9 protein-coding genes are annotated in these 13824 nt (G+C 64.3%); 3 read left to right on the forward strand and 6 right to left on the reverse strand.

From position 1 onward, the window contains the following. Positions 1-121: 121 nt before the first annotated feature. Entirely contained in the window at positions 122-2599 is a 2478-nt protein-coding gene (locus tag DSM100688_RS08615) for a glycoside hydrolase family 36 protein (protein ID WP_152358693.1), read from the forward strand. Positions 2600-2963: 364 nt separating this feature from the next. Here DSM100688_RS08615 and DSM100688_RS08620 read toward each other — a convergent pair whose 3' ends face one another. Further along, entirely contained in the window at positions 2964-5408 is a 2445-nt protein-coding gene (locus DSM100688_RS08620) for a glycogen/starch/alpha-glucan phosphorylase (protein ID WP_152358694.1), read from the reverse strand. Between the two features lie 400 nt (positions 5409-5808). On the opposite strand from DSM100688_RS08620, the gene DSM100688_RS08625 reads away from it, so the two are divergent. Beyond that, positions 5809-6198, forward strand: coding sequence for a sterol carrier family protein (locus tag DSM100688_RS08625; protein ID WP_152358695.1), 390 nt, complete (start codon positions 5809-5811; stop codon positions 6196-6198). A gap of 108 nt (positions 6199-6306) precedes the next feature. Here DSM100688_RS08625 and DSM100688_RS08630 read toward each other — a convergent pair whose 3' ends face one another. The 5 genes from DSM100688_RS08630 to DSM100688_RS08650 form a co-directional block, all read right to left on the reverse strand. Then, entirely contained in the window at positions 6307-8361 is a 2055-nt protein-coding gene (locus tag DSM100688_RS08630; RefSeq protein ID WP_204316723.1) for an ABC transporter ATP-binding protein, read from the reverse strand. Next, positions 8358-10196 carry an ABC transporter ATP-binding protein gene (locus tag DSM100688_RS08635; RefSeq protein WP_152358696.1) on the reverse strand — a complete coding sequence of 613 codons (1839 nt, stop codon included), beginning with the start codon at positions 10194-10196 and terminating at the stop codon, positions 8358-8360. The genes DSM100688_RS08630 and DSM100688_RS08635 overlap by 4 nt, the downstream gene beginning before the upstream one ends. Positions 10197-10345: 149 nt before the next feature. Further along, entirely contained in the window at positions 10346-11014 is a 669-nt protein-coding gene (locus DSM100688_RS08640) for a sensor histidine kinase (RefSeq protein ID WP_152358697.1), read from the reverse strand. Positions 11015-11127: 113 nt separating this feature from the next. After that, a complete protein-coding gene (locus tag DSM100688_RS08645) occupies positions 11128-11820 on the reverse strand; it encodes a LytR/AlgR family response regulator transcription factor (protein WP_152358698.1) in 693 nt (230 codons plus the stop codon). 11 nt (positions 11821-11831) lie between these two features. Next, positions 11832-12221 carry a DUF3073 domain-containing protein gene (locus DSM100688_RS08650; protein ID WP_152358699.1) on the reverse strand — a complete coding sequence of 130 codons (390 nt, stop codon included), beginning with the start codon at positions 12219-12221 and terminating at the stop codon, positions 11832-11834. Between the two features lie 140 nt (positions 12222-12361). Between DSM100688_RS08650 and trpS the strand changes: the two genes are divergently transcribed. Next, positions 12362-13462 carry a tryptophan--tRNA ligase gene (trpS, locus tag DSM100688_RS08655; RefSeq protein WP_152358700.1) on the forward strand — a complete coding sequence of 367 codons (1101 nt, stop codon included), beginning with the start codon at positions 12362-12364 and terminating at the stop codon, positions 13460-13462. Positions 13463-13824: the final 362 nt, after the last annotated feature.

The following is a 13824-nucleotide window of genomic DNA, read 5'->3' on the forward strand; positions in this document are numbered from 1 at the left end:
GATGAAAACGGCTGTATGTCCGTTTTGTGTTACGGGGGTGAAGACGGCTACATTTGGTGTTTTAGGGGTCGCGGTGTGGTGTAATGGAGCCGCAATGGCACACAGCAACGAAGGTGGTTTCATGACAGCAGCAGGGCAGCGCGCGACGACGGCCGTCGCGGTCGACGAACAGGGCCGGTTCACCTGGGGCAACGGCGTGGTATCGATGACGTTCCAGACATCCGACGACAAACCGGTCACGTTGGTCGGACTGTCCGGACGCGGCATGAGCGGTAGCACGACCGTCGTGCAGCGCGATCCGCGACCGATCGTCGAAGTACTGGCGACCGGCACCGGTTCGAACGACAATCGCCAGCCATTGATCATGACGGTCGCAGGTTCCAGACTGCGGTTCGTCGGCGCGCGCATCGTCACCCCGGAAGGCGGTGCGAATGCCGGCGATCAGCCGTCACATGGCGAGCCGATCGCGCCGTACCGGCTGGAGATCACGCAGTTCGCGCCGTACGCCGCACTGCAGCCGGGCGGCCGAGAGTTCGATAATCCGGCGATCGACCCCACCGGCGGCGCGAGCTCCGCAGATGCCACGGCATCCACGGTCCCAACGGTGCCGACCGACGACGGACTGACCGTCGTGTCCGTGTTCGAAGCCTGCCCGAACGTGTCCGCCGTACGCACGTTTACCACGTTGCACAGCCCGCGACGACTGCCGATCGAGGCGGTGTCGTCGCTCAACCTGACGCTGCCGATGGACGCCGGCGACGCCACGGTCGACGCGTCGCGCATCTTCTGGGGCGACGCCGCGTGGGCCGTCGAAAACGACTGGCACAGCGCGCCGCTGCGCGACACCGCCGTGCGTGACCGCAACCAGATCATCAACCCGGGCGAATCCAGCTCGCGTTTCGTACGCAGTTCGTCGTCCACGTGGTCGACCGGCGTGCACGAACCCGCCGGCATCATCGAAGCGCGACACGACGCCGACGAAACCCCGGCGTTCTCGGTCATGTGGCAGATCGAGCACAACGGACCGTGGGAGTGGGAGGTCGGCGAAAACGACCCCGGTCTGCACATCACTGCATATGGTCCGGAATATCGCGACCATCAGTGGGTCACCACGCTCGGCAGCGTCGCGGATAACGGCGACGGTAGTCACGATGTCGGCACCGGTAACGGCAACGCCGGCAACGATGACGACAATGCCGACACCGTATACAACGATGTCATCAGCGTGCCCGTCTCGTTCGCCGTGGCCGCCGGCGACTGGCAGCAGGCGACCGCAGAGATGACCCTGCAGCGTCGTGCCCTACGCGCCGCCAAAGCCGCGCAACTGGGCCGTTCCCAGCAGTTCGAGCACACGCAGGGACTCGTCGTATACAACGATTACATGAACACGCTGTTCGGCGACCCGCGCATCGAGAAGGAGCTGCCACTCATCGAGGGCGCAGCGAAGGTCGGCGCGGACATCTTCTGCATCGACGCCGGCTGGTACGACAGCACGGACGGCGGCTGGTGGGACATGGTCGGCGAGTGGCTGCCGTCCACCAACCGCTTCGGCGACGCCGGCATGGCGGGCCTCGCACGTACGATCCGCGACGCCGGCATGGGACTCGGCCTATGGCTCGAACCCGAGGTGATCGGCGTGAAATCGCCGCTCGCCGCGACCCTGCCGGACGACGCGTTTTTCACACGTCACGGCGTGCGCGTATGCGACTCCGGCCGCTACCTGCTCGACTTCCGTTCGCCGGCCGCCCGCGAGCATGTCACGCGCACCGTCGACCGGCTTATCGACGAGTTCGACGTGAAGTTCTTCAAGTTCGATTACAACACGATCCCCGGCGTGGGCACCGACCGCGACGCCGAATCGGCCGGCGCGGGCCTGCTCGACCATTGCCGTGCGTATCTCGACTGGCTCGACGATCTGCGCCGCCGTCATCCCGAGGTCATGATCGAGAACTGCGGTTCCGGTGCGATGCGCGCGGACTACGCGCAGTTGAGCCGGCTCGACCTGCAGTCGACGTCCGACCAGTGCGATCCGCTGATCTATGCGGCGATCGCGGCCGGTGCAGGCCTGACGATCCTGCCCGAGCAGCAGGGCAACTGGGGGTACGCGCAGCAGGAGATGGACGACGAGACGGCGGTGCTCACGTTGGCGTCGGGCGTGCTGGGACGGCTGTATCTGTCGGGATTCATCAACCGGATGGACGAGACACGGTTGGCGTTGGTGCGTGACGCGATCGCGCTGCATCGGCGGATTCTGGCCGAGCAGCAGTCGCTGGTGCCGTGGTGGCCGGCGGGACTGCCCGATTTCAACGGCGACTGGCTGGTCGCCGGACTGCGTCCGTATGCGGCGGCCGTGACGGCTGACGAGGCGACGGTCGGCACGTCGTATGTGACGGTATGGCGTCGCGCAGGGGAGTCGTCGATCGACCTGCCGTTGTCGGAAGGCCGCGAGATCACGCAGATCTTCCCTGATCCGCAGTCCGTAACCAATCACGCGCCGAACGCACGCCCGTGGACCGTTACGCGGCTCGATGCCGGCACCGTCCGCCTGACCGCCGCGGACACCGCCAACCCGTCCGCCCGCATCTTCGCCGTGCGCTAATGCGCCGTGCGGTAGCGCGGTAGCCGACTCACGCCGTAGTCTATCTCTCCTTTTCTTCAACGGACATACAGCCGATTTCCATACCGCAATCGGCTGTATGTCCGTTGAAGAAAAGAGCCATAACAAGCTGGGCTCCACTCTATGAGGGGAGCCCAGCCAATCCCCACACCAATACAAAAGCGGGGAGATACACCATACAGGTGCATCTCCCCGTTCCACATCTCACGCACCCCTCACAAACCAGCGGCCAGAGGAGCCAGCGGACGCAGTCCGATGGACTGATAACGCGTGTGTCCTCTAGGCGCACCGAGGGAAGCGGTACCGAGTACCGCGACCGAGGAGCAACGACGAGGACACTCCGTTATCAGGCCAGCGGACCGGTGTGCCAGATGCGCTCGAGGTAATCCTCGATCGAGCGATCGGAGCTGAAGAAGCCGGAGTTCGCGACGTTGAGCAGGGCCTTGCGGTTCCACTCGAGCGGATCGCGGTAGAGCTTCTCGATCTCGGCCTGGATGTCGGCGTAGGAGGAGAAGTCCGCGAGGGTCATGAACCAGTCCTTGGTGAGCCAGTCGGAGACGAGCGGCGCGTAGGTGTCGCGGTCGCCGTTGGAGAAGGTGCCGTCGGCGACGAGGTCGATGGCCTGCTTGAGGCGCGGATCGGCTTCGTAGTACTTGGCCGGATCGTAGCCGTCAGCGTACTGCTTCTCGACTTCCTCGACGGTCATGCCGAAGAGGAAGAAGTTGTCGGCGCCGACGCGTTCGCGGATCTCGACGTTCGCGCCGTCGAGGGTGCCGACGGTGAGGGCGCCGTTGAGGGCGAACTTCATGTTGCCGGTGCCGGAGGCTTCCTTGCCGGCCTGGGAGATCTGCTCGTCGAGCTCGGTGGCCGGGATGAGGTTCTGGGCCATCTCGATGTTGTAGTTCGGGAGCATGTGGACGGCCAGCTTGCCCTTGACGTCCGGATCGTTGTTGACGACCTTGGAGACGTTGTTGATGAGCTGGATGGTCATCTTGGCCAGGTAGTAGCCCGGGGCGGCCTTGGCGCCGAAGAAGACGGTGCGCGGCAGGATGTCGTCGGCCGAGACGGTGCCGTTCTTGATGGCGGCGTACTTGGAGATGACGGCGAGGATCTTCAGCGACTGGCGCTTGTACTCGTGCAGACGCTTGACCATGGTGTTGAACATGGTGTTCTCATCGATGTCGAGGCCGTAGTGGTCCTTGGCGAAGCCGACGAACGCGTGCTTGTTGGCGGCCTTGACGGCGGCGAACTTCTTGACGAACTCGTCGTCCTGGGCCAGCGGGACGAGGCCTTCGAGCATTTCGAGGTCGGAGAGCCACTTGTCGGTGCCGAGGCCTTCGGTGATGAGGTCGGACAGGCGCGGGTTGGCGAGCTTGACGAAGCGACGCGGGGTGACACCGTTGGTCACGTTGGTGAACTTGTCCGGGTAGGCGTCGGAGAAGTTCTTGAGCGTGATGTCCTTGAGCAGCTGGGAGTGCAGCGCGGCCACGCCGTTGACGTGGGAGCCGCCGTAGGTGGCGAGGTAGGCCATGCGCACGGCATCGCCGGTGTAGATCGCCATGTCCTTGGCGGTGTCGGCGTCCACGCCCTTGGCGGCGAGCTCGGCCTCGAACTGGTCGTTGATCTTCTCGATGATCTCGAGGTGACGCGGCAGCAGTTCGCCGATGAGGCTGGCCGGCCACACTTCGAGGGCTTCCGGCAGCAGCGTGTGGCAGGTGTAGTTGAAGGTCTTCTGGGTGATGCCCCAGGCGGTGTCCCAGTCGTAGCCGTACTCATCGATGAGGATGCGCATGAGCTCCGGGATGCCGATGACCGGGTGGGTGTCGTTGAGCTGGAACGTGATCTTGTTCGGGAAGGTGGTCAGATCCGGCTTGTCCTGACCCGGGTAGAAGACGCGGATCGCGTCGTGCAGGGAGGCGGAGACGAAGAAGTACTGCTGCTCGAGGCGCAGCTCCTTGCCGACCTTGGTGGAGTCTTCCGGGTACAGGATCTTGGAGATGTTCTCGGCCTTGACCTTCGGCTCGACGGCCTCCATGTACTCGCTCTTGTTGAACGCGAGCAGATCGAACTCGTCGTAGGACTTGGCGGTCCACAGGCGCAGCGTGTTCACGCGCTGGGACTTGTAGCCCGGCACCAGATAGTCGACCGGCACGGCGCGCACGGACCAAGCCGGCTTCCAGACCTTCTTGCCGTTCTCTTCGACGACTTCGCCGCCGAAGGAGACCTTCTGGTCACGGTTGTAGTCGATGTGGCCCCACGGCTCTTCGTTGTTCAGCCAGTAGTCCGGGGTTTCGACCTGCTTGCCGTCCTTATCGAACGTCTGCTTGAAGATGCCGTAACGGTACTGGATGCCGTAGCCGAACGCCGGCACGCCAAGGGAGGCGAGCGAGTCGATGAAGCAGGCGGCGAGACGGCCGAGGCCGCCGTTGCCGAGGGCCGGCTCGTACTCGGCGTCGACGATGGCCTTCGGCTCGAAGCCAAGGGACTTGACAGCCTCGTCGAACTGCTCGGTCAGGCCGGCGTTGAGCAGCGCGTTCTCAAGCTGCTTGCCCATGAGGAATTCGGCGGACAGGTAGCCGACGGCCTTGGTGCTGCCGTTGACGGTGTCGGCCTGCGTGGTGAACCATGCGTCCGCAAGATGATTGCGCACGGCCTTGGCTGCGGCGACGTAGACATCGGCCGCGGTGGCCTGCTCGACGGTGACACCCTGAGAGTACTTCAGCTGCTCACGAATCTCGTCGGCGAACTCGGCGGTCGTGACCGGCGACTTGGGTGCGGTGATTTCGGTCATATTGACTCTCTTTCCGTTGTGTTGTCCCTTGTCATTATGCCCCGCCGCGGTGACGGCGCATAAACGTCAAGATGAACGCTGCATTACGTTCTGCAATCGTTTGCATCAACTCGGCAATCATACAACATACACCACGACAGGCAACGTAGCTACGATATGCCGTCGGCGTTGCGAACAAATCGCAACGCAGCGATATTACTGGGCAATCACAAAACCGCAAACGATTGCTACACTTGCAGTCCCATTCGGTATCAAACCGGTACGATATATCCACAACTACGACACGTCAAGTCATCGGAACACCGCCGTCCAGACACCGGACAGACGACGCGCAAGCGCTCCACCTACCGCACGACGACACGTGCATCGGACCGCACGACGGACGCGGTACGGTGGACGCATGGCAGTGATTCGCGAACAGGACATAGACAAGGGCCGCAAGGCATGGGACGAGTGGCGGTGCACGGCCGCGCAGCACGGCACGCGCGCGACGGACGACCTGCCGCGGCAGACCTGGGCGATGGCGGTGCGCTACACGCTGTTCCTGCTCGAACGGCGGGCGCCCGGACCAGGCGTCGAAGTGCGCGTGGCGCCATGGGGCGCGGTGAAGATCCTCGACGGACCGGCATCCGACCCGCACAACCTCACCCCGCCCGACGTGATCGAACTCGACCCGGACGTGTGGCTGAGCCTCGCCGCCGGCGTCACCACGTGGGACGAGGAACGCGACGCCGGACACATCACCGCCGTCGGCGAGCGCGACGACCTCAGCGACCTGCTGCCGCTGTAACCCGCCGTCCCCATCCTCCGCGTGGCAGAAAACGCTCGCTGAGCGTCTCGCTAGCGAGCGTTTTCTGCCACGCGGTCTCCGGCCCCGCACCGCACGCCACGCAGCAACTCACGCCGCGTAGTACTGCGCCTGCGCGTGCCACAGCTCGGCGTACTTGCCGCCGGCGTCCGCGACCAGTTCGTCGTGCGTGCCGTACTGCACGATCGCACCGTGGTCGAACACGGCGATCTCGTCGCAGAACTTGCACGACGACAGCCGGTGGCTGATGTACACGGCCGTCTTGTCGCCCGCGATCTCGTTGAACTTCGCATAGATCCGCGCCTCCGCGACCGGATCGAGCGCGGCGGTCGGCTCGTCGAGCACGATGAACGGCGCGTCCTGGTAGATGGCCCGCGCGATCGCGACCTTCTGTGCCTCGCCGCCGGACAGTTCTACGCCGTCCTCGTCCAGATCCTTGTACAGGCTCGTCTCCAGTCCGCGCGGCAGCGAGTCCAGCCGATCGCCGAAATCGGCCTTGCGCAGCGCGTCGGTCACGCGGTCGCGATCGTAGCGAACGTTCGCAGCGACGTTCTGTCCGAGCGGCAACGCGAACAGCTGGAAGTCCTGGAACACGACCGAGAAGATCCGCATGTACTCGTCGTACCGGTATTTGCGGATGTCGATGCCGTTGAGCAGGATCTCGCCCTCGGTCGGATCGTACAGCCGGCACAGCAGCTTGATGAACGTCGTTTTGCCGCTGCCGTTCTCGCCGACGATCGCGAGCCGCGATCCGACGCGGAACCTGAGATTCACGTGACTCAACGCCCACTGATCGGCCGGCGCGTTCGGATAGCGGAACGACACGTCGCGGAACTCGACGTCGTACTGCCGGTCGGCGCGTTTTTCGGTGGTGAGCGAGCCCTGATACATGCGGTTCGGCTGGTCGAGGAAGTCGAACACGCGCCCCAGGAACGGCGCGTTGTTGCGAATTTCGCCGGCCTGCCGCAGCAGCGCGGAAACGCCGAGGAACAGCGCGGTGATCGCGCCGACATACTGCGTGACCGAGCCAACGCCGAACGCGCCGCCCCACGCCTTGAGGCACACGAACACGTACACGAGCCCGGTCATGAGCGCCGTGACCGCGGCCGCGGCGATATGCCATACGCCGATCGTGCGTTCGACCGCGCGCGTGTTCACATCGCGGACGGTGAACACCGGGTTGGCGTCCACGAACGGGATGGCGACGCGGCCGTACTGGTCGTACAGGTGGATGTCGAGCGTGCGCTTGGTGTCGAGGAACAGCAGACCGAAGAAGTCGAACACACGGTTGCCGAACCGGCCGAGCTCGTCGAACCGCCACCATGCACGGCCGCCGATCTCGTTGCATCGCGCGGCGCCGAACGCGGCCGCCAGCAGCATCGCGGCCATGCCGAGCGACATCCACGGACTGTTGAGCACGGTCAGCGCGCCGCCGTTCTCCGGCACTGCGGACGAAAACAGCGTGACCGACAGGCCGATGCCACCGGCGATTTGAAAGACGGCGGGCAGCAGTTTGTCGAACGTCCAGATCGCCGTGCGCATGCCGCTGCCGGAGAAATTGTCGCTTTGCCGGATGCGGTCGAACGCGTCGATGGTGCGCTGGTCGTCGACGATCGGATAGTCGAGCGTGAGCATGCGGTCGGACAGCAGTTCGATGCCGAGCCGACCGACGGTTGCGGCGGCCGCGTTTTTCCAATGATCACAGACCGCCGACAGCAGTGACAGCACGACGGTGACGGCGAGGATGACGATGATCCAGCGGCGCAGGGACTGCGGGTTGCGGGCGCCAGCGATCTCGTTGATGAGCTGGGCGGAGCACCAGATGGTGGCGTAGGGGAGTGCGGCGGCGAACAGCGCGTCGAGGATCGTGGCTGCGAACCAGCCGGGGGTCTTGCGCCAGGCCATGCCCCAGGCGCGCAGCGTGAGGCGCCATGCGGCAGCGGTCGTCATCGGGGCTGTGGCGGCTGCTGTATCCGTCGTTGCTGTTGTATCCGACGTGGTCGCGGCATCCGCAACAGCGGTCGTATCGGCCGCATCCGCTGTAGCATCACCGGTCGCGGTCGCCGTGGTCGCGGCATTCGCAGTATCACCAGTCACATCCGTCATGTCCGCAACAGCATCCATATCCTCATGTCGATCGGTCATCGCCGCACCTCGCTGTCCTGCCGGTAGTACTTGCTTTGCACGGCGAACAGCCGCGCGTATCCGCCGCCCGCCGCGAGCAGCTCGTCATGCGTGCCCGTTTCGGAGATCCGGCCGTCGGCCAGGAACACGATCCGGTCGCAGAATCGCGTCGAAGCGAGCCGGTGCGAGATGAACACCGACGTGCGCCCGGCCGTCATCCGCTGGTAGTGCCGGTAGATGTCGCGTTCCGCGATCGGGTCGAGCGCGGCGGTCGGCTCGTCGAGCAGCAGGATCGGCGCGTTGCGGTACAGCGCACGCGCCAGCATCAGCCGTTGCGTCTGCCCGCCGGACAGTTCCACGCCGTCTTCGTACACCTCGCGTCCCAGATGCGCGTCGATGCCGCCCGGCAGCGCGTCGATCTTGTCGGTCAGTCCGGCCTCGGCCAGGCACTCGCGCACGCGGTCGCGGTCGATGCCGTCGACCTGTTGCGCGACGTTCTGCGCGATCGTGCTGTCGAGCACCGAAAAATCCTGGAATACCGCCGCGAACAGCGCGTAATAGTCACGCCGGCGATACTGCCGGATATCCCGACCGTCGAGCAGTACGCGGCCCGCGGTCGGGTCGAGGAATCCGCAGATCAGTTTGATCAACGTGGTCTTGCCCGCGCCGTTCAGACCGACGACGGCCAGTTTTTCGCCGGGACTGATAGTCAGGTCAACATCGTGCAACGTGTCGTGATCGGCTCCCGGATAGCGGTACGAGATATGGTCGAGCCGTATCTCGTACCGATGGCCGGGCTGCGCGGCGATTGGCTCGCCGGCGTCGGGCGCAAATGGTTCCGGCCAATCCAGCAGGTCGCGGATCGACGCGAGCTCGAGACTTTCCTTGTTCAGCTCGGAGCACTTGCCGAGGATGCCGGTCACCCACGTCGTGAATCCGCTCACGGCCGTGACGTACAGCAAAAAGCGCGACGCGCTCAGCCCCTGCGCAAGCACGAGCCAGACCAAGTACGCGTAGGCTGCGCCGTTGCGCACGAACGCGAGCGTCACGTCGATCACGTTCGCCCACACGTACACGCCCTCACGTTTCGCGTAGAACGCGCGCAGCGTGCGGGTCACACCGTCGCGCAGTTCGACGATCCACGGGCGCAGGCCGAAGATGCGCACATCCTTCGCGTACTTGCGGTTGCTGCCGAGACCGAACAGGTAGTACAAGCGTTGGATGTCGCGCTGTTCCTGGTCGCGGTGACGGTAGCCCCATTCGTTGATGCGGTTGCCGGTCAGGTAGCCGGCGACCGATGTGGCGAACACGAGCGCGATCAGCAGCGGGTTCAGGGCGGACAGCAGCGTGAGGTAGATCGCGAAGCCGAGGACGTTGGCGAGGATGTCGGTCCAGGTGGTCCAGAACTTCTCGGTGGGGGCGTCGTTGCTGGCGCAGCCCTGTTCGATGGAGCGGCGGGTGAGCGCGCGGAAGTCGGCGTCGAGCGTGTTGGCGTAGGCGGTGCGCGACGCTTTGAGGCCGATGCGTTCGATGATGGCGAGGCGGACGGTCATGCGGCCGGTACCGCTGTTGGCGTCGGCGTATTCGTGGATGGCGTTGAGCGCGATCAGCGCGGCGGTGAACGCGGCGATGGTGAGCAGCATGGTCGCGAGCGGGCCGTGCGATTCGATCTGCGCGAGGATCGCGGGGGCGATGAACAGTTCCGTGGTGGCGATGGCGGTTTGGGAGACGGCCATGACGGCGACGATGATCGGCACCGACTTCGCCGTGCGCCATGCGAGGCGCAGCATGAACGCGGTGTTGGACCACATCGAATGGCTGGGACGCTGGCGCGCCGCGGGGTGCTGTTGGGTCATATTCCGTCACCTTGTCTTTCCTGATCTGTGATCATTCTTACCGCACGACCGGCGCTGGCGGCGGCGGTTGGTGACGAATCGCGCGACATCGGGGACGAATCGCATGTACTGACTGCTGCGACTGCCGGGACCGCCGGGATCATCGGACGCTACTGCTGTGGCAGGAGGATTTCGGTGGTGAACGCGCCGTCCTCGCTGTTGCGGCTCACATAGCCGCCGGCGGCCTCGATGATCTCGTCGATGTGCAGCAGGCCGAAACCGTGCCCCTCGCCGGTTTTGGTGGTGCGGAACCGGCCGTGCACCTTGCGTCGTTTGCCCGCGGCGGCGGTGTTCGTGAACGAGATGTACAGCTGTGTGCCCTTCATGTCCATATAGACGCGGATCATGCGATCGTTCTCAGGCACGCCAACGTTTGCTTCGATGGCATTGTCGAACAGGTTGCCGAGGATGCAGCACAGGTCGAGTTCTGAGATCCGTAATTTGACCGGGATATGCGCGTCCACGCGGGTCGCGATGCCGCGTGATTCGGCCAGCGACATCTTGCTGCTCAGGATCGCGTCGGCCATCGCGTTGCCGGTTTTGACCGGGCTGTCGAGCACGATCAGCTCGTCGTCCAGTTTGTCGAGATAGTCGCGGATCGCGTCGAGGTCGCCCTGCTCGGCGAGGGCCTTAAGCGTCTGGAGATGGTTGCGGTAGTCATGCCGCCACATGCGCATCTTGGTGTACATGTTCTCGACTTCGCGGTAATGCGTGTCGATCAGCTCGCGCTGGTACGTGGCCAGCGCACGATCCGCACGTCTGCGGCCGAACCGCCACATGATCCGGCTCCTTTCCGGCCTTCGCCCGGCCCATCAGTCGTCTCGGTCCCGCTCAGTCCGGTCCCGCTCAGTCCGGTCCGCACGATTCGCTCGGCCCAGCTCGCTCGGCCTGCTCAGTCCATCGCGATGATCGCACGGTTGAGCGGCTCGTACGCACCGCGCGGCAACGGCAACGACGTACCGTCGGTCAGCTGCATGGCGGAGCGCGTCACGCAACGGATGCATCGCAGATTGACGATCATCGAGCGCCCGACGCGGCAAAAATCACGGTCCAACTCCGATTCGAACTCGCCCAACGCACGCTTCACCGTATAATCGCGCGCCGCATGCACGGTCACATAGTTACGCCGCACGTCAAGATAACGAATCTCCTGCAGCGGCACACGCACCAGCCCCTCCGCGCACTGCAGGTCAAGGCATCGCGCCGCGGTGCGCAGCCGTTCCACGGCCCGATCAAGTACGGCGTCCAGCTTGGCGGGGCTCACCGGTTTCATCAGGTAGTTGAGCGCCTCGACGTCGTATCCTTCGGCGATGTAATCCGCATAGCCGGTCACGAACACGATCTGCACGGTACGGCTGACGCGGCGTACGGCCTTCGCGAGCGCGACGCCGTCCATCGCGCCCATCTCCACGTCAAGCAGGAGAACATCGACGTCCTGACGATGGTCGAAATCGGTCAGGAACCGTTCCGCGGACGGGAACGTGTCGATCTGCGCCTCGATCCCGCAGCCCGTGGCCCAACGCAATACCAGCGTGCGAACGTATGCGGCATCGGTAGCGTTGTCATCGCAAATCGCGACGCGCATTGCGGAAACGATCAGGCTTTCTTCGGCTTGAGCGCGCTCGGCATCGGCATGGGAATCGGCTTGTGCGGCTTCGGCATCGCGGCGGCCGGCTTGGCGTTCGCGGCCGGGAACTCGCCGGTCGACGCCTTCGCGGCGGCCTCGGCGGCCCACTTCGCGTACTCGTCAAGATCATCGTCAACCGACGCGGCGGCCGGCGCATCCGCAGTCTCAGCAGCGTCCACATCAGCGTCCGCATGGTGAGCATACTGGGCTTCGATGTCAGCGAACGGATCGGGAGAACCCACGCCGGGCTCCTGTTCGCTCAGCTCCTTCGCGAGCTCGTCGTAATCAGTATCGGTGGTCAAATACTTGAGCTTTCGGGCTATTTTCTGCTGCTTGGCTTTCTGACGTCCGCGGCCCATGTGACCCCCTGAAATTACTGTACGTATCGATTCATCACATAAGAGAGTACCACTTGTTTGCACAGTTGGGCTTGTCGGCTCGGACTTTTACGATAAAAGCGATATTTTTCAGTGTCTTCACACGCGCAAAGGCGGGAATCATGACGGACGAAACCCAGGAACAGCAGCTGACCGCTGCCGGCAACGAAATGAGCGCGAGCTTCCTCGCGGCGAAGAAGCGTTCGGACGAAACGCTCGCCAAGCTCGAGGCCGCCCCGGGCAAGTTCACCATGCTCACCGGCGATCGACCGACCGGACGCCTGCACCTCGGCCACTACTTCGGCTCCATCCGCGAGCGCGTCGCCATGCAGGAACGCGGCGTCAACACCAACATCATCATCGCGGACTATCAGGTCATCACCGACCGCGACACCACCGAGCACATCCAGGACAACGTGCTTAACCTCGTGCTCGACTACATGGCCGCGGGCATCGACCCGAAGAAGACCATGATCTTCACGCACTCCGCCGTGCCGGCCGAAAACCAGCTTATGCTGCCGTTCCTCTCGCTCGTCACCGAGGCCGAGCTGCACCGCAATCCGACCGTCAAGTCCGAGATGGAGGCATCGGGCCACGCGCTGACCGGTCTGCTGTTGACCTACCCGGTGCATCAGGCATGCGACATCCTGTTCTGCAAGGCGAACGTCGTGCCGATCGGCAAGGACAACCTGCCGCACGTGGAGATCACGCGCACCATCGCGCGCCGCTTCAACGAGCGCTACGCGAAGAAGCACCCGGTGTTCCCGGAGCCGGCCGCGATCCTGTCGGAGGCACCGGAGATCCCGGGCCTCGACGGCCGCAAGATGAGCAAGTCGTACGGCAACTCGATCATGCTGGGCGCGACCGCCGAGGCGACCGCGAAGCTCATTAAGAAGAGCCCGACCGATTCCGAGCGCCGCATCACGTTCGATCCGATCGCCCGCCCGCAGGTGTCCGCGCTGCTGACCACCGCGGGGCTGGTGACCGGGCGCGACCCGAAGGAGATCGCCGAGGAGATCGGCGAGGCTGGCGCCGGCGCGCTCAAGGCGTATGTGATCGAATCCGTGAACGCGTTCCTCGCGCCGCATCGCGAGCGCCGCGCCGAGCTGGCGAAGGACATGGACTACGTGCGCGACGTGCTGCATGACGGCAACCAGCGCGCGAACGCCATCGCCGAGGAAACCCTCGAGCAGGTGCGCGAGGCCATGGGCATGAAGTACTGAGCCTGAGCCAACTGGCCGGCCGACCGTCGCAATCGTAAATGGTCTGGCTCCGGGGAACCGGGGCCGGACCATTTTCTTATGGTGTTTCCAGCCCGGAAAGCAACCTGCGGATATACCTTGCGCACAGATATCGAGGCTTTCTGCAAACTAAGAGGCAGATTCGCGCACGTGCGGGGGTCTTTCTCCAAACTGAGAGGCAGTTGCCACCGGATTAACGACCCTTTTGGAGACATTTCGGGGGTATAGACACCCATTGCCTGCAGAACGGTTGCCTCTCAGTTTGGAGAAAGACCTCTGCGGAACAGCAAATCTGCCTCTCAGTTTGCGGAAAGCCCTCGCACGCATGCCCTACGGCACACGCC

Source organism: Bifidobacterium ramosum (assembly GCF_009299505.1).
Taxonomy (GTDB): domain Bacteria; phylum Actinomycetota; class Actinomycetes; order Actinomycetales; family Bifidobacteriaceae; genus Bifidobacterium; species Bifidobacterium ramosum.